General features: G+C 43.4%; 13 protein-coding genes. 8 read left to right on the top strand and 5 right to left on the bottom strand.

The window, feature by feature from the left end; translation table 11 throughout:
* Positions 1 to 203 precede the first annotated feature (203 nt).
* Positions 204 to 431, top strand: a complete 228-nt coding sequence (locus Q9312_RS16285; protein ID WP_309201926.1) for a helix-turn-helix domain-containing protein — start codon at positions 204 to 206, stop codon at positions 429 to 431.
* Between the two features lie 80 nt (positions 432 to 511).
* Positions 512 to 1,153, top strand: coding sequence for a hypothetical protein (locus Q9312_RS16280; RefSeq protein WP_309201925.1), 642 nt, complete (start codon positions 512 to 514; stop codon positions 1,151 to 1,153).
* Positions 1,154 to 1,219: 66 nt separating this feature from the next.
* Here Q9312_RS16280 and Q9312_RS16275 read toward each other — a convergent pair whose 3' ends face one another.
* The gene (locus tag Q9312_RS16275) at positions 1,220 to 3,370 is read right to left on the bottom strand and encodes a hypothetical protein (RefSeq protein ID WP_309201924.1); all 2,151 of its coding nucleotides are present in this window, start codon (positions 3,368 to 3,370) and stop codon (positions 1,220 to 1,222) included.
* A gap of 249 nt (positions 3,371 to 3,619) precedes the next feature.
* On the opposite strand from Q9312_RS16275, the gene Q9312_RS16270 reads away from it, so the two are divergent.
* Positions 3,620 to 4,057 (top strand): thermonuclease family protein, encoded by a 438-nt coding sequence (locus Q9312_RS16270; RefSeq protein ID WP_309201923.1) that lies wholly within the window; start codon positions 3,620 to 3,622, stop codon positions 4,055 to 4,057.
* A 57-nt stretch (positions 4,058 to 4,114) separates the two neighbouring features.
* On the opposite strand, the gene Q9312_RS16265 is transcribed toward Q9312_RS16270, so the two are convergent.
* Positions 4,115 to 4,372 carry a hypothetical protein gene (locus Q9312_RS16265; RefSeq protein ID WP_309201922.1) on the bottom strand — a complete coding sequence of 86 codons (258 nt, stop codon included), beginning with the start codon at positions 4,370 to 4,372 and terminating at the stop codon, positions 4,115 to 4,117.
* A gap of 253 nt (positions 4,373 to 4,625) precedes the next feature.
* On the opposite strand from Q9312_RS16265, the gene Q9312_RS16260 reads away from it, so the two are divergent.
* The 4 genes from Q9312_RS16260 (at position 4,626) to Q9312_RS16245 (ending at position 10,404) form a co-directional block, all read left to right on the top strand.
* On the top strand, positions 4,626 to 5,042 hold the full coding sequence (locus tag Q9312_RS16260) for a LuxR C-terminal-related transcriptional regulator (RefSeq protein WP_309201921.1): 417 nt from the start codon (positions 4,626 to 4,628) through the stop codon (positions 5,040 to 5,042).
* Positions 5,043 to 5,133: 91 nt separating this feature from the next.
* Positions 5,134 to 5,664 carry a DUF4199 domain-containing protein gene (locus tag Q9312_RS16255; protein ID WP_309201920.1) on the top strand — a complete coding sequence of 177 codons (531 nt, stop codon included), beginning with the start codon at positions 5,134 to 5,136 and terminating at the stop codon, positions 5,662 to 5,664.
* Between the two features lie 574 nt (positions 5,665 to 6,238).
* A complete protein-coding gene (locus Q9312_RS16250) occupies positions 6,239 to 8,479 on the top strand; it encodes an EAL domain-containing protein (protein ID WP_309201919.1) in 2,241 nt (746 codons plus the stop codon).
* Positions 8,479 to 10,404, top strand: coding sequence for a sensor histidine kinase (locus Q9312_RS16245; protein WP_309201918.1), 1,926 nt, complete (start codon positions 8,479 to 8,481; stop codon positions 10,402 to 10,404). The genes Q9312_RS16250 and Q9312_RS16245 overlap by 1 nt, the downstream gene beginning before the upstream one ends.
* Before the next feature lie 107 nt (positions 10,405 to 10,511).
* Here Q9312_RS16245 and Q9312_RS16240 read toward each other — a convergent pair whose 3' ends face one another.
* From Q9312_RS16240 to Q9312_RS16230, 3 genes are all read right to left on the bottom strand, one after another.
* Positions 10,512 to 11,024, bottom strand: a complete 513-nt coding sequence (locus Q9312_RS16240; RefSeq protein WP_309201917.1) for a hypothetical protein — start codon at positions 11,022 to 11,024, stop codon at positions 10,512 to 10,514.
* A 148-nt stretch (positions 11,025 to 11,172) separates the two neighbouring features.
* Positions 11,173 to 12,009 (bottom strand): 2OG-Fe(II) oxygenase, encoded by an 837-nt coding sequence (locus Q9312_RS16235; protein ID WP_309201916.1) that lies wholly within the window; start codon positions 12,007 to 12,009, stop codon positions 11,173 to 11,175.
* A gap of 85 nt (positions 12,010 to 12,094) precedes the next feature.
* A complete protein-coding gene (locus tag Q9312_RS16230; RefSeq protein WP_309201915.1) occupies positions 12,095 to 13,156 on the bottom strand; it encodes a DUF4382 domain-containing protein in 1,062 nt (353 codons plus the stop codon).
* A 712-nt stretch (positions 13,157 to 13,868) separates the two neighbouring features.
* Here Q9312_RS16230 and putA point away from each other — a divergent pair.
* On the top strand, positions 13,869 to 17,666 hold the full coding sequence (putA, locus tag Q9312_RS16225) for a bifunctional proline dehydrogenase/L-glutamate gamma-semialdehyde dehydrogenase PutA (RefSeq protein WP_309201914.1): 3,798 nt from the start codon (positions 13,869 to 13,871) through the stop codon (positions 17,664 to 17,666).
* Positions 17,667 to 17,697 lie beyond the last annotated feature (31 nt).

Raw genomic sequence — 17,697 nt, 5'->3', positions numbered from 1 at the left:
AAGCCTTACCCGCCTTAAATTCTCCAACTACCTTGCCCAGTTTGTACTTTATTCACCCTTTTGCCGCTCTCATTAGTAACCCGTTGATTTACCTGATCTTATCACTCCTTCTTATCGAAAACATTATGTTCAACGAATATTATTTTACGATTATCATAAAATAATAGTTGTTTTTCGTAAACTTCCGATTTAAAGTAAATAGCATGAATATACACATTGATTTAGATATCGAGCTGGCAAAGAAAAAGATGTCACTCACCGAATTGTCTCAGCGAACAGGGGTCTCTATGACCAACTTGTCGTTATTAAAAACGGGCAAAGTGAAGGCGATTCGGTTCAGTACTCTCGAAGCCATTTGCCAAGCTTTGCAATGTCAGCCGGGCGACTTGCTTCGCTACCAAGAACCATCATCGACTGACAACAACCGATAAACAGCAAACGTTCACGAGAGCGAATCTTCTTCTTGCTGAAGGAGCGGCTAAAAAGCAAACGTTATGATTAAGGAGTAATTATGGAACAGGTGACAGAGATGACCGAACCGACGAACCAACGAAACTACTTACCGGCAGTCGCCGCCTTGCTTCTGGCGGCATTATTCCCTTTTTATTGGGGCAATTTATTTCTATCCTCCAGCACGGATTGGTATTTAGAGTTGCAACAAGACTTACAAAACTTTAGCGCATTTGATTTTTTATTTATCGTCATCGGAATACTCGAAATCTATGTGCTTTGGTCACTGCGCAAAGCGTTAGCGGATCAACTCAACGTCGCCAGCGCTAAAATCATGTTGTGGATGATGATCGTATCCGTCGCTGTATTTCATGCGTCAGTGCTGGTCGATATGAGTTTAAGTTTTAAAACTGACCCAGTCTCTCCCATCAGTATGGAGAATATAACCGATACAGTCTTATTCTTAGCGTTTTCGGCTTTGTTCATCTATGCCATATGTGGCGGGGTCTTTTCTATTGTGCTTTTGTTCCGGCACTCTCAAATACCGACACTGCTAAAGGTATTTTCAGTTTTATTGATGATCAGTTGTTTGTTTCAATTGACCATTTTATTAGCCGCCTTAAACATTATATTATTTCCAGTTGCATTACTCATTTTGGCTGTCTACTTTGTTAAAAATGATCCGGTCGTCGAAGTCGTTTAAAGCATTTTATCGATACAAAAAAGCCGGCTAAATCGCCGGCTTTTTCTTTTGCTGAAAATCGAGTTTTTATAAAGCAAAAACCGATAACTTACCTGACGTTCGATCGACGTTTGTAGAAAATACAAATAAATACTGATTGTCTTCTGAAAAAAGAATACGTGTCGCTCGTGCATCAGCTACAGAGAGCTCGATATTAAGATCGACTATTTCTCCCGAGTTCAAGCTCGTGTCATAGATCGACACAGTCTTAGTTTCATAGTCAAACAAAGCTGCTCGAGAGCCATCAGGTGATAACCCAGCGATACTTAGCGCATCAGTCGTCGAGCCAATAGAACCCACATAAGCTAAATTTTCATCATACAGATCTCGGTCGTGAATGAAGCGTTCGCCACGAGCACTCATACTGAATAAATACATTAAATAGTAATCGCCCGCTTGCGTTGACCATGGCGTCATTTCATTGGTTTTAGCGTTGTAAATATAAGCCGTTCTATCGCCAGTCGTGGTTGGTGCTCCGGCCCAAATCATATGAGTGCCGTAATCACTGATCATTCCGATTGGGCTGTGTTCTGAAGGCACATTAAAAGGCACTCCTGTCCAACTCGGATATTGCCACATGGATGGCCATTGATTGGTATCAGCTATAACCGTTAGCCCCGTATAGAATTGACCAATAAACCCAAACTCATTGTAGTAGCAGCCGTCCAGTTGCTGTCCGTCTTCAACGACATTGGTGGTCAAGTCGATTTCTTTTACCGCGCAATCATAAGTGCCAACAATAAGCTTTGAACCATCACGAGTGAGAGCAATGCCTGCTGGGCGATCAATTTCATAGGTAGCGTACTGCCAAGTGTTGCCATCATTAAATACTCGGTAAACGTAACTATCTTCCCAATTTCCTGGGAAATAAAACTGTTCTCGTTGCGCATCGTAAATCACCTGGTAAGCAGGTTTCGGTAGACTCACTTCACCGATAGGGAAAATGGGGTCTGACTTAACCACTAACTCACCTGTGACACGATTAATACCCAATTGATTCGCGACTTCAAAAGGATAGTTTCCAACCGCAGCACTTGCATTCGTCGTTAACTCAACTTGTGAGTCACTGATCCGCTCAATGGCAGTAATGGCCTGCGATGCCAAAAACGTGGCGTCGTCAATGGCAGCAAGATTCGCCCCTGCAACCAACACCTTTTGACTGCGGCCGGTGTACACCACTTTTGGCGAGACATGTTCAACACCCGCAAAATCAACGGTTAAGTCGAAAGTATAACGAGTAGTCGTTTCACCTGCCGAATAGGGGTGAGAAGAAATGATGTCAAACCAACCGTCGTATTCGCCATTCGCTAGACTGTCTAATCCGTCGAGTTTGACGCTAACATCAATGCCTTGTTCGTCAGACGCCTTGCTGACCTCCAATAATTCAGAAAATTCTCCGACTCGCCAAGTTAACACGCTGCTGTTATTGGAAGCATTGGCGGTAAAAGACAAATCACTCACTTGAGTCGTTTCATCAATCACCTTAGCGGAGATTGGTGCGACTTCTAAAGCGGGTTCTGTCACATTTAAAGAAACGATGCGTTCGGCTTGAATACTGGTACCAAGAACAAATAATACCCGCGCGGAGTAATTACCGGTGGGTACATCTAAACGGCTGACTTGAGCTTCGAAACTAGAACTACCTTTGGTGACCTCTAGCCAATCCGACTCTGATGACGAACCGTACTCAACTTGTACATTATAATTTTCAGCAAACTGAGTAGCAGAAAGCTCCAGAACTCGAGCAGCAGGCGCTTCAGATTGACCTAACATGGTCGCAAATTCCACCGGAGCAACAGAGCGTAAATTGACACGCAAATCTTTATAGGTCGCCGTTGAAGCATCGTCAGCGCTACCGGTAACAAACCTTAGCGTTTGGCTGTAAGAGCCAGAATATGATTCGCCATACATCTCAATATCAAAGACAGCGCGCCCTGTAGTATTGCTGATGGTTCGAATATTTATCCAACCGGGTAAGGACTGGCCCGGCGGAACGCCGACCAACACACCATCGCCCTGGTAGTCAACGGTCACGCGTGCAACCACCCATTGTTGGAATTCAGTCACGTAATTGAGTTGGTTTTTATCTAATGAAATTGAGTAGCTTTTCCCACTGCTTCCACCACCACACGCTGACAGCACAAGCAATGACACTGCCAAAAACAGTATCCGAAACATCCGGTAAATCTCCTTTTTATAACATCTTTCTTATTAGCCTAAATTGCGGCCAGAGATATTAGCGAGGTTCCCTATCGTCTGCAAATTTATTTGAGAGTTGATATTACCGCGCTCGAAAAGCTAGGCAATGTATCTATTCTTTTAAACGACTCTTGTACCCTTGCCTAACGACCACTTGACTATCTCCGCTTGCGCTATCGCTATAGGCGTTATAATCTGACCTCTCCGCTCATCGTTCGACGTAAGTTCATGTTGTCAAAAGCTCTCTATTTCACATTATTAATCCTATTTTTAAATTACTCGGTGCCGACTTTCGGACAAAACTTCGAGTCGGTGATGGTCGATGAAATCACCTCGATCTATGACGGTGATACCTTTCGGGTCAACATTAAAAGTTGGCCCAAAATCATCGGCGAGCGGGTGCCCATTCGAGTAAAAGGGGTAGATACTCCTGAGCTTAGAGGTCAGTGTGAGGCAGAAAAACAGCTCGCTCGACAAGCGAAGCAGTTTACCGTTGCGACTTTAAGAGCAGCAAAGCAGGTCGAACTAAGAGCCCTAACACGAGGAAAGTACTTTCGCATCGTCGCTGAAGTTTGGGTCGATGGTAAAAATTTAGCCGATTTACTAATTGAGCAAAAGCTTGGTCGCCCTTACCAAGGTCGAAAAACCGACTTTTGCTCAAACTAGATTTACCGTACTAAAAAAGTAAAGCGTGGTTAAGAGACAGCTCTATTACCTATTGCCTTATCCAATAACGATGCCAGCGTCGAGTAGGCGCTGCTTTATTTCATCGAGCGACTCATCGTAATGCCAATACATCACTCGTCCATGATTAGAACTGACCAATAGAAAGTCTTCACTGATCGACAATATCCGATCCACCTGAATCAGCTTTCTGGTGTACTCTGAGTCATCAATAGATTCGACAACTTCTTGGTTTTCTTGGTCATAGCCGTGCACAATCATCGCTGTTTTCACACGAGCTTCTATGTAAATGGCCATTAATTCCTCCCTAAATTAGCAATTAAAAAATGGGTTCTTGCTAGGCGCCTGGATTGATTGATTAAAAGCGATTACCTAAAATTGATTCATAATCCCTAAATTGATTCATAATCCCTAAGTTGATTCATAATCCCTTTCTTGCGCAGCGCGAGGACATCATCTCTGAAGACTCTCACTGTGTCGAGAATTTAAAACCAGCGGGTATAATGAAGTATTCTATCGAACACCTTGTTAATAAGAGATTACCCATTCAGTGCGCCGACTCATACTGAAATACGCCACAGCGCTGTTAATACTTCTTTCCATCCTTAAAGCTGTGGAATACCACTTCTTTCGTTATCAAGAAGCGTTAAGCCTGTATGCGGGCTTGATTGCATTAGTATTTTTATCACTGGGCGCCTACGTTGTTTGGCGCTGGCAAAGAGCCAAAGCCCACGTGCCTGTGCAAGCGGAAAGACTCAATCAATCACTGCGCGCTGAATACAGTGAAAGAGAACTTGAGGTATTGGAGTTATTGAGCCACGGATACAGCAATAAAGAGATCGCGCGCCTACTTTCTTTGTCGACCAATACCATTAAAACTCACCTCAACAACCTGTACACTAAACTGGAAGTGAGTAACCGAACGCAGGCGGTAAGCGAAGCTAAGCTGTTGAAAATAATAAATTAGTACTCAATCACCCAATTGGGTGATAGCCAAAACTCAAGTAAATCAGCACACTGGCGTCTGTGAAATGACTAACAGGTTATAAGGAATAACAATGCAAAGACTGATCTTTAAATACGGTGGTTGGGCAACCTTAATCTTGGTTGGCGTGACGGTTTGTTCTGCAATCTTTATCGAACAAACACCTGAAAATTACGGCATGGGTGAAGTCATTGGCTACTCCGCCATGCTCGCCGCGCTGGCCATGATTATTTTGGCGCAGGTTGAAATGAAACGAGCCCCAGAGATTAACACCAGCTATTGGCGTTACTGTCTCCTTGGCCTGGGGATAAGCGTCTTAGCGGGTACCGGCTTTGGCATTTATAACTTAGTTTATGTTAATTGGGTTAATCCAGAGTTTATGGATCAATACTATGGCTACTACATAGAAACGATTCGCAACAGTGGGCAAACACAAGAACAGATTGCCGCCATCATTGACCGTTTGAATCAAGAAAAATCTTATTGGCAAAGCCCAGTGATTCAGTTTTTCGGCATGTTTATTACCGTATTCGCCATGGGCCTGGTTATTTCAGTGTTATCAGCGGGCATTATGATCCAGTGGGAGAAAAAGTCTTTCGCCTAAATGACAGAAACGAAAGGGATATGGACTCCCTTTCATTTCTCGAACGGTTCGAAGTTTGTTTACCAAATTCTCGTGATCAAAACCGCATTGTTCAAAACCCTCAAGCAATCTTCTCAACAGATGCACTCAAAAGTGCCCGAATTGCCTGACCGTCTTTATTGATTTTGTCTTTATAATGTTGCTTTATCTTTTTGCTCAATCTTTCGCTCGATCTATTGCTCGATCTTTTTCCGTCGGTTTTACTACCTTCGTCTATGTCACCTTATTTTTTACCCTACTTTTTCGAAACTCAATTATTCTATTTCGTTTTAGATTGAATTTTTTGATAAACCCTTAATTTATATAGGGTTAAATGATGCGAAAATTGCCTAAAAAGTTACACTTATCCCTCCCTGAAAACTTGAATTCTGATTCAGATTCAACTAAACCAACTGTATAGGCTGAAAAGTTTAAAAACATGCTTTTTCTAGCTGAATATTTAATATTGAATTCAAAGAGTTAACCACAACAATAAAACAAGTCAATTCAACGCTCAAAGATCGCAGGTAAGTGAGAAAATTCAGATAGTCGTAACATGGACATCAAAGCATTGAATGATTTCAAACTAAGGTCGGATGAGAGCGCGCCGCCTGACTTTCAAGAGTCGGCGACTTGGAAGATCTTGTCCATAGAAGATAACAACCAATATCAGAGTTCTCTCGTATTCACTCTGCGGGGTTTTCATGTGCTCGGAAAACCAGTCGAATTACTGACCGCGCAATCCATTCTAGAAGCCACCGAAAAGCTCCGTTCTCACAAAGACATCGCCGTTATTTTACTCGATATAGTCATGGAGGAAGATGATAGCGGTATCAAGTTTATTCAAACCATACGAGAACAACTCAATAATCAAGAAAGCCGTATCATCGTTTTGACCGGACAGCCGGGAATGGCGCCACGCGACGACCTTCTTCAATCGTTCGACATTGATGATTATTGCGAGAAAAGCCAAATAACGGGGGCTTACTTAAAATCGATCATAACGGCGAACGTCCGAAATTTTGATCAAATTCGAAAACTCAATCAAGCTCGCCTTGGCCTGCAAATCATTATTAACAATACACAGAACTTGAGTCGATTGAATAAAATAGATTCGTTTTCCGATCAGGTATTAGAAGGGATCAGCGAGCTTTGTCACGCGACTGACGGTGGTATTGTCTGTGTGCAAAAACCGTCTGGCGTTAATGAAAATAAGGATGTTGAAAAAAGAATCATTGCAATAAGCGGTCCAATGAAAAATTCTCCAGAAGCAGCCCGCAGCATACTTATAGAAAAAGAGTTTCAGCAAATGCTCGAACGAGCAGAGGCCACTGGACAACATCAGTTTGATGGACAACGTACGCTGCTGTATTTCGATGACTCTCAGCTTAATGGCAACATTTACATTGTCTTGGTGTTGTCGCGCACGCCTATTTCTGAGACGCTCGCAACCTTACTGCAAGTTTACTGTGAGAACATAAAAAGTGGTTTAGTAAATGTGACCTTATTCGAACATCTACAACACCTAGCCTATCGAGACAGCGACCTTAATATTTTTAATCGCAACCAACTAGAACAAGAAATTTCACTAATGCTTGCGACAAAAAATACGACCATGCAACTGTTATTAGTCCAATTAAAATCTTATGATGAAGTCAAATCGGTGTTTGGCTATGCCATGGTGATTGACTCATTAAAACTCATTAAAGAGCGAATAGAGCACACCTTTTCTGATAACGTCTGCGTTGCTCGAGCGTCACGCAGCGTGATTGCCGTATTACTACCCAGCCATCATACTCTCACTAGTGAGACTGTTGACAATATTTTCGGCCGCTTGTACCCCAATAAAACCAATAATTGCACTGAGCGACGTATCGGCGTACGAACGGTCGTCTATCCCATTGTCGATGAAAAAGGTAAAACTGCCGACCAACATTTATCCGATGCAGAACTGCACCTAGAAGTTGCTAAAAACAAGAACCTTAATTTTTATCCTTTTATTTCTGAGCTGCGAGGTGAAGTTAAGAAACAACTGTTGTTGGTGGATGAGTTAAAAGAAGCCATCGCTCATCGTCAGCTAGACGTTGCCTATCAACCAAAGTTTCGTATCGATAACTTAGAATTGATAGGCTTTGAAGCACTCGCTCGGTGGCAAAAGGACAATGGAGAATGGGTACGACCTGATTATTTTATCTCTATCGCAGAGAAGGCTGGATTGATCGAATCACTCGACACCTTAATTTTCGATAAGATATGTACTTTCAATAAGCAATTGCAAAACATTGACTCAACCTTGTTACTCGCATTCAACTTATCGATTCAAGACCTGAAAGAAGATTCTTTTATTTCAGGTCTTATTCAACGCTATCAATCCGCATCCTTAAGCAACAATAATTTTATCGTTGAGGTGACAGAGACCCAAGCCATGCAAAATTTCTCAGTTATCGAAACGAATTTAATTAAATTACGCCAACATGGTTTTAAGGTTTCAATCGATGATTTTGGCACGGGTTATTCGTCACTCTCTCACTTGGCTCGCTTACCAGCGGATATACTCAAAATAGATCGCGTCTTCGTCAATGAAATTAATCAGCAATCCGACACGCTGTTCTTAATCGACACAATTATTCGGCTGGGCAAACACTTGAAACTCGAAGTTCTTGCTGAGGGAATAGAAACCGAAGAGCAACGCTCGACACTAGCCGATTTAGGTTGTGAGCTAGGTCAAGGGTATTGGTATGCCAAGCCAATGACGCCCGAAAACGCCATTGCATTTATCAAGAGCAAACAACAATAATGAATTCCCAATCTAAACATAAGTTTTTAAAAATATTATTGCCGACATCACTGATCATTATTACTTTAGCCGTCATAACGGGAATTTTTTCATATCAATATTTCACTCGAACGTTACTCGAGCCGTGGCACGAAAAACAACAAAACCAAATCTATCAAGCCAGCCAGCAAATCAATAGTACATTTATCAATAGCCTTAAATTACTCGGATTTGCATCAGGTGAACTTAGAAACCTGCTCGAGCAAAGTTACGGTGATTCAAGTCACTCGTCGCAAAATAAAGAACAAGTAGCACCCATGATACAGGAGCTATTTACAACAACACCCAACCTTTTCCAAGTGCGCTTGCTTGCGCCCAATGGTCAAGAGTGGGTTCGCTACGAGCGAAATACACAACAGCAAATGATTTCTGTTCCTAAAGAGAAATTGCAAAATAAATCCAACAGGAATTATTTCATCGAAGGTCATCGTATTAAAAGCTATGAATCGCTGTTTACCGCAATCGACTTAAATATTGAAAACGGGCAAATTGAACGCCCCATTCGACCAACGTTTCGGGCGATTAAGCCGATTGTATTCAATGGAGAACGTTATCTCGCTATTTTAAATTTTAACTTTAAGCAGTCGTTAGATCGAATCAAAAGTAATTCGACGCTAGCCTTTGAAATATTGAACAGCGATGGATACTGGCTAAGCCATCAAAGTACAATGAAAACCTGGGGTCATTTATTAGGAAAGCCGGATCAAAACTTGCAAACCATCGACAATGAACTTTGGCAATTGTTTAAAGATGCAGCACCGAATACGGTCATTCATCGAGGTAATATTTGGTACAGCAAATTAAGTTTTTCAACCCACCCACTGGTGGACTTTAACGACAACAATCAATTATTTTTAATTTCACGGTTATCCGATGGTTTTGTTACTCAAATTCAAACGCAAGTCTTTTGGTCTGTGTTCCTCTCATTGTTATTCATTTGTTCTGTAGTACTCATCACGGTTGAGCGCTTTCTCGCGCTCTCGGTTAAACGTGAGCAATCTCTCGCCGAACTAAAACAAGAGAAAGAAAAACTTACCTTAGTCAACCGTCAATTAAAGCGCGCCTTTGACCGAAATGAAAGAATGCAAGAAAGCTTAATAGAAGAACAGAAGTTATCGGCTTTGGGATTAATTGTAGCTGGCGTAGCGCACGAACTCAACACGCCTGTTGGCGGTATTCAATTGATCGTTGGCGAAGTAAAAAGCTACATTCACAAACTCGAAAGCCAACTCGAACAGCCGGATTTGGCTGTTGGCTCTCTGGCTGCTTTAAAAGAAGGACTGAATTTAATTGAACAAAATGTCATCGAAGCCAACGATAAAATCTCGAGTTTCAAACGCTTTGCAGCTGATAGAAAGCATGATGGTATTAGAGAGTTTTCTTTAAATGATACTTTAAATGCATTGGTTCAAGCACTTGATCGTTTATTTATTGAATACGACGCAAAAGTGTCCGTCAACTTAGAAAGTCGTATTACTATGTGCAGTGATCCTGGTTTTATCTCGCTTGTCACGCAAAACTTAGTAGAAAATGCTATCTATCATGCTTACGACCTAGACAAGAAAAAACCGATTGATATTCGTGTTGAGGTTTTGGAGAACCGTTTCGTTAGAATCGTTGTTAAAGACTACGGCAAAGGAATCGCGGCTGAAGACAAGACAAAACTATTCGAACCCTTTTATACCTCAAATCGAGGTCATGGGCATATCGGACTGGGCCTTCATCTTGTTTATCTGTGGGTACATGATGTTTTGAAAGGTGAAATTTATGTCATTTCTGAACTGAATGCTGGTAGTGAATTTATCGTTACGATACCGGTGCGGGTTGAGGGAAAAGCGTCGCCTGAGCCATTAAACTTAGGCATTGATGAAAACACACATCGCTAACGCTATTTTCTCGGCCTATTGGTCATCGTTGAATTAGACAACTAAGTAGGCCATCTAAGTGGGCAGTTAAACAAGTTAGCTATTAAATAATCATGCCATTAAAACAACTAACTGGCAGCAACAGGTTTATCTTTACACTCAAAAGACAGCGGTAGGTTGATGGTCTGAATGTTGGAGAACTGCTCTGGATTAAACCCTAAACTGACCACGCCCTTGATCGTTGCTTTTTTGCAGGCAACATAATTGTTAAGCCAAAATAACGAATGCGTTTCGCCAACGCAATCTTGAACGTCATTCACGTAACTGGCAAAGGGAGCGGTAATTCCAGACATCGCGGCTGAGAATAGATGGTGGATTTCTTTGTGCTGGTCGATGGGAATGAACTGTTCGATCCACGATTGTCCAAACGCTTGTGTACCATCAACTTTGAGTGTCTGCTGAGCGTAGTGATTTAAAAATAGAATCTGAGCCGAAGAATTCAGTACGACTGCGACAAATGGTAGTTCATCAAGTGGCTCGAATACTGCTTTCGAGCACTCAGGTGATAAGCATCCCATGTCAAATACCGAGCAGTCAGATACTCGGTAGCTATTATTCCAGTGGGGTCGTTCTCGCTTCATAACGGTCAAAACAGGCTTCTACGGCAAATTTCAATGACCACTCTACAATATTTCTCACTTAGACTCTACGAAAAAACGCGCTTTGGCAACCGGATGTCTGTTGACTCACGACGCGTTGACTCACGACGCGTTGACTCATTCGTTTGCGTTATCGTGGGGGATCGATTTTATCTCCTGTTGTGGTATTCAAGCGAAACCATCCAGCAATAGAGTAACGATCACGATGCGCGGGTAGTACTTCATGAGGAAATTCTTCACTTAAAAAAACCGCCATGGTGGCAAAACTCGGGAGTACTTTTGCAAGTTGTTGATCCTCATCGTCATAGATCACCAACTCGCCACCGTCCTGACTTTGCCAACCAGGATTTAAATATAACACTACCGACAAAACTCGGTTGGCTTGGCCATGAAAAGCATCTCGATGCTTTTTATAAAAGTCCCCTTCTCCGTAATGAGCAAAGTGGGTTTCGAAAGAAAATAGCCCTAGAAAAAGTTGTTGATTCAGGAAGTCTTTCAGTCGAGACGCAAACTCTAACCATTCGCGTCCCGCAGGCGTGTCACCATTAATCCAACATATCTCGTCACTACGAACAAAGCGGTTAAGCTGTTGAGCGCTCTCCCGACCAATACCTGCCGGCGAAAACTTCTGTTTACTCATGTTCAAAAGGTGATGGAGTAACTGTTCACCTAACTCATGGCTAATCGCATTTAATTGAATGCTAAAGCCCTGCGCTATGAGATCATCGGAAATCGCTTGAAAAGTTGCTTGCTCATGGCTTTGCGCAGCGGGCGCAAAAAGAGGTATAACGGTCATGGTCATTCGCCACCAAGTAAATTGCAGCCACACTGAGAACAAACGAATACGACTTGAATACACAGGTGACTTAGGGTTAACAATTGACTCGTGGCCGTACGAATTGGACTGGCAATAGTCGTGCACGCCGTGCAGGCGGAGTATACGAGAGTCTGCAGTAATCGCAAACATTTTTTACGCTTTCTACGACCGAATGACTCTCTCAAGGTTGAGAGGCATTGATGCGGTTAGCATCGAGTTAAGCCCGGTTCCAAACTCAGAAGTTTAATTCCGTTGTTTCTCCCGCGGTCACTGTGATCAACTGGGTCGCTAGAAAGTTAATATCATCGTCTTGATCGGGAAAGTCATTAGCGCTTTGGCAGGTTAACGCGACCTGATAATTCCCAGGCAATAGAAAGCCCAATGTATAACTCCAGTCACCCTGAAGATTCATTTTTACCAACGCCGTCGTTTCTGGACCACTGGCACTGCCGATGTCATCAACAGCTTGATCGGCAGAGAATAAATACATCGATACCGACTCTCCGCAAGAAGGGCCATTCAACAAGGCGGCCTCTACAATCCCCGAAATATGACCAATTTGAAGATTATCAACCACACGAATAACCGGGCGAAGTATAAAATCGTCACTGGCATTTCCACGCGGATGAATCGACTGTTTAACGTCTAAATCTAAGGTAAAATCGACGCTTCCATTGGCCGGCGCGACGAACCCTTGATTCCACTGTAAACCGCGAGTTCCTCCGCTGGGAATAAACAGTGAAAAGATTTCGCCACCGGTAAACTCAATATACGAGTCAAGTACTTGTTGTTCTGCATTAACTTTCAAGCGTAACCATTGGTATTCGCCAGGCGGTATAACCAACCCAGAAAATAACTGAGCGGAATTACTGCCTTGAAAGTTGAGTAGGTCAATACTTCGAGGGGAATCAAGAGGGTAAGTGATCGGAGGGCCATTTGCTGGCTTAAGCTCAAGCGCCGTAAACTCAATGACAACGGCAGCCGCATTGTCCGTCGGCGCATCGGTAACGCCAATACTAAAGCGCGCCAATTCTTCGATCGGCGTATTGCTCGAGTCACAGCTTATTAAAAGCAAGCTCGTGCTTAAGACCAAAAGGCCAATGAGCCACTGCTTTATTTTTTTTAGCCGTGCTCTTTTTAGCCGTACTTTTTTTAACGACTCTAGTTTAGAAACATCCCTTTTTAGAGGGTTTTCTTGATAGTTTTGCCACCCATGGCCGTTAATTAAAATCATCACAAAAAATCCTTTCCCATTCATCGCTGGTTTTGGCAGCGCTGTCTTCGTAGGTTTTAACACTCCCTACTCCGTAGGTTTTAATCGTACTATCTCCGCAGGTTTCAATAGCACCGCCTCGAATCGGGTAACAACAGTCAAACTTAGCATTTTCACCAAATCTGATACTTACACAAGATTAAGCAAACCTATTAAAACTTAAACCTTTCTTTAGGTACCTAAAGATTATACGGCTATCCAGTGCTTACTGGCGACTTTTTCTCAGAGCATTTACCCATAAAAAGTCACGAATTTATAGCAATAAGGCGTTACTTCTTTTTCGGTTCTCCCACATAAAATGAACGCCCTTTAAGAGGTTCTCTTCGGGCTGAAAAAGACGTCGCGCTAGTTTGACTAGATAATTTCGAAAAGAACTCGAGATACGACATTAAAAATCACTGACTTAATTGCGAAACACTTCTGGTCGTACCAGAATCTCGTAAGCTGAGTCCCCTTTCATCAAGCATGCCAAGTCCGTAGGCAATATCGCATTTAAATCAAGTACTTAAAAGACATTCCTCAAACCTTGAGGGTCGCTTTTTATCAGCCGAAGTTGACGCATAACCAGCTGCAACAACCTTGTCGATTTGATCCCACATTCTCTTATAGCCATGATGACTATAATGTTGACATTTTAAGCTAGTCTTGAGGACAAGAAACGGGTATCGTTGCGCCCTCAGAAAAGCATGTCGCTGAAAGTTTTACACTAGAGTATCCGGCTTCGGAGCGAGGTTTTATGTTATTCAACGATCAACTTAAAAATGATGACCCCATTCGACAAAAAATTCGCGAGTTTTACCGCATTGATGAAAGCCAAGCGGTTGACTTAATTCTTCCGCATGCTGAAGTGAGCATGCGCGCCCGCAGCCGGGCTTGGGAACGCGCCAGAAAAATGGTCTTGCAGATTCGTCGCGAGCAAGCCGGTCACGGGGGGGTTGATGCCCTGTTAAATGAATACTCGCTGTCTACGGAAGAAGGCGTTGTGTTGATGTGTCTGGCAGAAGCCTTATTGCGAGTACCTGATAAGTCGACCCAAGATGAACTGATTCGAGACAAATTATCGAAAGGCCAGTGGACGCCACACTTGGGAAACAGTGACTCCATATTCGTCAACGCTTCCAGTTGGGGACTGTTATTTACTGGCAACATGGTCAACTACGCTGACAAACGTAAAAAAGAACAATTTGGCTTACTCAAGAAAACCATTGGCCGCTTAGGCGAACCTGTGATTCGTCGCGCTATGAACATTGCGATGAAGGTGATGGGTCGCCAGTTTGTCATGGGTGAGTCGATTGAAGATGCGGTGAATCGGGCCCGAGAAAAAGAAACCAAAGGCTATGTTTACTCTTACGACATGTTAGGTGAAGGCGCTCGAACGATGGACGACGCCGATCGCTATTATAAAGCCTATGAAGATGCCATTGAAGTGATTGGAAAAGCTGCCAATGGACGCGGCCCACGACGTAGCCCTGGAATTTCAGTCAAACTTTCGGCTATTCATCCACGCTATGAATTTTCACACCGTGAACGCGTGCTTGAAGAAATTCCAGCACGATTAAAACAATTGTGTTTAAAAGCGAAACAATACGACATTGGCTTAACGGTGGATGCAGAAGAATCTGAGCGTCTCGATATTTCATTAGACATCATTGAAAAAGTCTTCAGCGATCCTGACTTGGGTGATTGGAGTGGTTTCGGTTTGGCCGTTCAAGCGTATCAAAAACGCGCATTATTCGTTATTGACTGGTTAAAGCAATTAACCGATAAAGTGGGCCGAAAAATGATGGTTCGCTTAGTCAAAGGCGCTTACTGGGATACCGAAATCAAAAACACTCAAATGGATGGTCTGGACGGTTTTCCTGTATTTACTCGTAAATCATCGACTGACGTTTCTTACCATGCTTGCGCCAATCGCTTGCTTGATTATCGAGACACCATTTATCCACAATTTGCCACTCATAATGCTTATACCGCTTCGGTTATTTTAGAGTTAGCCGGTGATGATAAAGAAGGTTTCGAGTTTCAATGTCTTCATGGCATGGGAGACACCCTTTATGACCAAGTGGTTACTCACGATAAAATACAATGTCGAGTTTATGCACCAGTGGGCGTTCATGAAGATTTATTAGCGTATTTAGTGCGACGACTTCTAGAAAATGGAGCCAATAGCTCGTTCGTTAATGCCATTGTCGACGATCGTCAACCTGTTGAGGCATTGTTGGAAGATCCGGTCGAGAAAACACAGCGCTTAAAAACTAAGTTCAATACTCAGATCCTTAAGCCCATCGACTTATACGGTAAAGAGCGTGCCAATTCGCGCGGCCTCGACTTAACCGATGTGGGTGCTCTCGAAAATCTTAAACTGTTGTGTGATCGTTGGTTGGCGGATAACGTCGGTTCCGCTACCGAGTACCCAGAAAACAGTCATCTGGTTCGCAACCCAGCAAACCATAATGAGGTTATTGGTTATCATTTATTTGATGACCAAGAGGGTATGTTGGCAAAACTGGATCGCGCTCAATCAGCGTTCAATTCTTGGAGTCAAACGCCTGTCGAAGAACGCGCAGAGTTGCTAAATCGTGTCGCAGATATTTTAGAGCGACACATGGGAGAGTTGATTGCTCTTTGTATCAAAGAAGCTGGAAAGGTGGCGCAAGATGGCATTGATGAAGTTCGTGAAGCCGTCGACTTTTGTCGTTACTACGCCGCACGAGCGCTGGAAGTCGAGCAAGATGAACGCCTCGAACCGAGAGGCGTGGTGGTGTGTATCAGCCCTTGGAACTTCCCTCTTGCGATATTTTTAGGTCAAGTTGTCGCAGCGATGGTAACGGGTAATACCGTGTTAGCAAAACCAGCTGAACAAACCAGTCTGATTGCACGTCGAACGCTTGAGCTTATGCGCGCGGTCGGTGTTCCAGAAGATGTGGTTCAACTGATCATTGCTCCCGGTTCTGCGGTTGGTCAATCTTTATTGCCCGATGAAAGAATTAAAGCGGTGATGTTTACTGGCTCAACCCAAACCGGAACCTTGATTTCTCAAATATTAGCAGCTCGCGGTGGCGAACAGGTACCCTTAATTGCAGAAACCGGCGGACAAAACTGCATGATTGTTGACTCGACGGCATTACCGGAGCAAGTCGTCGATGATGTGATTGCGTCAGGTTTTCAAAGTGCAGGCCAACGCTGCTCTGCACTGAGGGTTTTGTTTTTACAAGAAGATATTGCTGACGATGTCATTAAAATGCTGATCGGTGCAATGAAAGAATTAACCGTTGGTGATCCAGCTTATCTCGACACAGACGTTGGCCCGGTCATTGATCAAAAAGCCTTAAAATCACTGCAGCAGCATGTTGAAGATATGCAAGATAAAGCCAAGCTGTTGTATCAATGTGAATGTGACAATGACAATCAACACGCGACCTTTTTCGCCCCTCGCTTGTATGAATTAGATAGCATTGATCGATTAGAGCGCGAAGTCTTTGGTCCATGTGTTCATGTTATTCGTTTTAAAGCCAAAGACATCGACAATATTATTCATCAAGTTAATGGTACTGGCTTTGGTCTCACCATGGGCATCCATACACGTATTGAAGAACGCGCCAATGAACTGGCTCGACTTTCAAGAGCAGGTAATGTCTATATCAACCGAAATATGATCGGAGCCATTGTTGGGGTACAGCCTTTCGGTGGCCGCGGACTGTCTGGAACCGGACCGAAAGCAGGAGGCCCAAACTACTTACAACGTTTGACCAAAGAAAAAGCGACGCCAAAAGAAGTCTTCCATGAAGATATTACCGATGATGCCGCCATGCAGAGTGATGAAACGGCTGAAAAAGAAGCAACTCAACTCATGGATCAAGCGGTTCAAATTGAAAACCCATGGCGCTTAACGGCGTTAAACGATCGGATCAGTGCAGTACGTCAGTTGCTCGCTAAAATCGCCACCGTTGAAATTGTTGATGAACTGGCTGACGATTTAAACCGAACATTAGCCAATGCCCGCTCACAGTTAACCTTTATTGAGCGTAAGCTCAAAAAGCCGGTTCAACTACCTGGACCAACGGGTGAGTCAAATCAGCTGTTTTATGAGCCACGTGGTGTCTTGGTTTGTTTCGCTGACAAAGACGTCACCTTCGAATACTGGGCACTGTCTGTCGTCTCTGCTTTAGCGACAGGCAATGCAGTGGTGTCGGTGGTCTCTGACCTCTTCTACGAAGAAGCATTGGCATTTAGAGATAAATTCATTTCTACCGGTGCACCGGAGCATGTATTGCAAGTCGCGCGGTTACGTCATCTAGATACGCTGCTGATGCATCCACAACTCGCGGGCGTGGTGGTCGACAGTAAAACTCGTCGTAGTGCTTACATTGCTGCCAGGTTGGCCGATCGACAAGGCGCAATTTTACCGGTCATTACCGCGGAGTATTTAGACAACTTAGTACAGAGGTTGCTAACAGAAAAGACGGTGAGTATCGATACCACTGCGTCAGGCGGGAACACCTCTTTGATGACAATGGTCGAAGACGACGAGTAACGAGTCACTTTCGATTAAAAAAGTCGCGATC

The sequence above is a fragment of the Pleionea litopenaei genome (assembly GCF_031198435.1).
GTDB lineage: Bacteria > Pseudomonadota > Gammaproteobacteria > Enterobacterales > Kangiellaceae > Pleionea > Pleionea litopenaei.
The sequence above is the reverse complement of the archived record's forward strand: the minus strand, read 5'-3'. Positions and strand labels throughout refer to the sequence as shown.

Coding starts and splice junctions, on each gene's coding strand:
- Q9312_RS16285 (WP_309201926.1), top strand. CDS start 204: ATGAATATACACATTGATTTAGATATCGAGCTGGCAAAGAAAAAGATG.
- Q9312_RS16280 (WP_309201925.1), top strand. CDS start 512: ATGGAACAGGTGACAGAGATGACCGAACCGACGAACCAACGAAACTAC.
- Q9312_RS16275 (WP_309201924.1), bottom strand. CDS start 3,370: ATGTTTCGGATACTGTTTTTGGCAGTGTCATTGCTTGTGCTGTCAGCG.
- Q9312_RS16270 (WP_309201923.1), top strand. CDS start 3,620: ATGTTGTCAAAAGCTCTCTATTTCACATTATTAATCCTATTTTTAAAT.
- Q9312_RS16265 (WP_309201922.1), bottom strand. CDS start 4,372: ATGGCCATTTACATAGAAGCTCGTGTGAAAACAGCGATGATTGTGCAC.
- Q9312_RS16255 (WP_309201920.1), top strand. CDS start 5,134: ATGCAAAGACTGATCTTTAAATACGGTGGTTGGGCAACCTTAATCTTG.
- Q9312_RS16250 (WP_309201919.1), top strand. CDS start 6,239: ATGGACATCAAAGCATTGAATGATTTCAAACTAAGGTCGGATGAGAGC.
- Q9312_RS16245 (WP_309201918.1), top strand. CDS start 8,479: ATGAATTCCCAATCTAAACATAAGTTTTTAAAAATATTATTGCCGACA.
- Q9312_RS16240 (WP_309201917.1), bottom strand. CDS start 11,024: ATGAAGCGAGAACGACCCCACTGGAATAATAGCTACCGAGTATCTGAC.
- Q9312_RS16235 (WP_309201916.1), bottom strand. CDS start 12,009: ATGTTTGCGATTACTGCAGACTCTCGTATACTCCGCCTGCACGGCGTG.
- putA (WP_309201914.1), top strand. CDS start 13,869: ATGTTATTCAACGATCAACTTAAAAATGATGACCCCATTCGACAAAAA.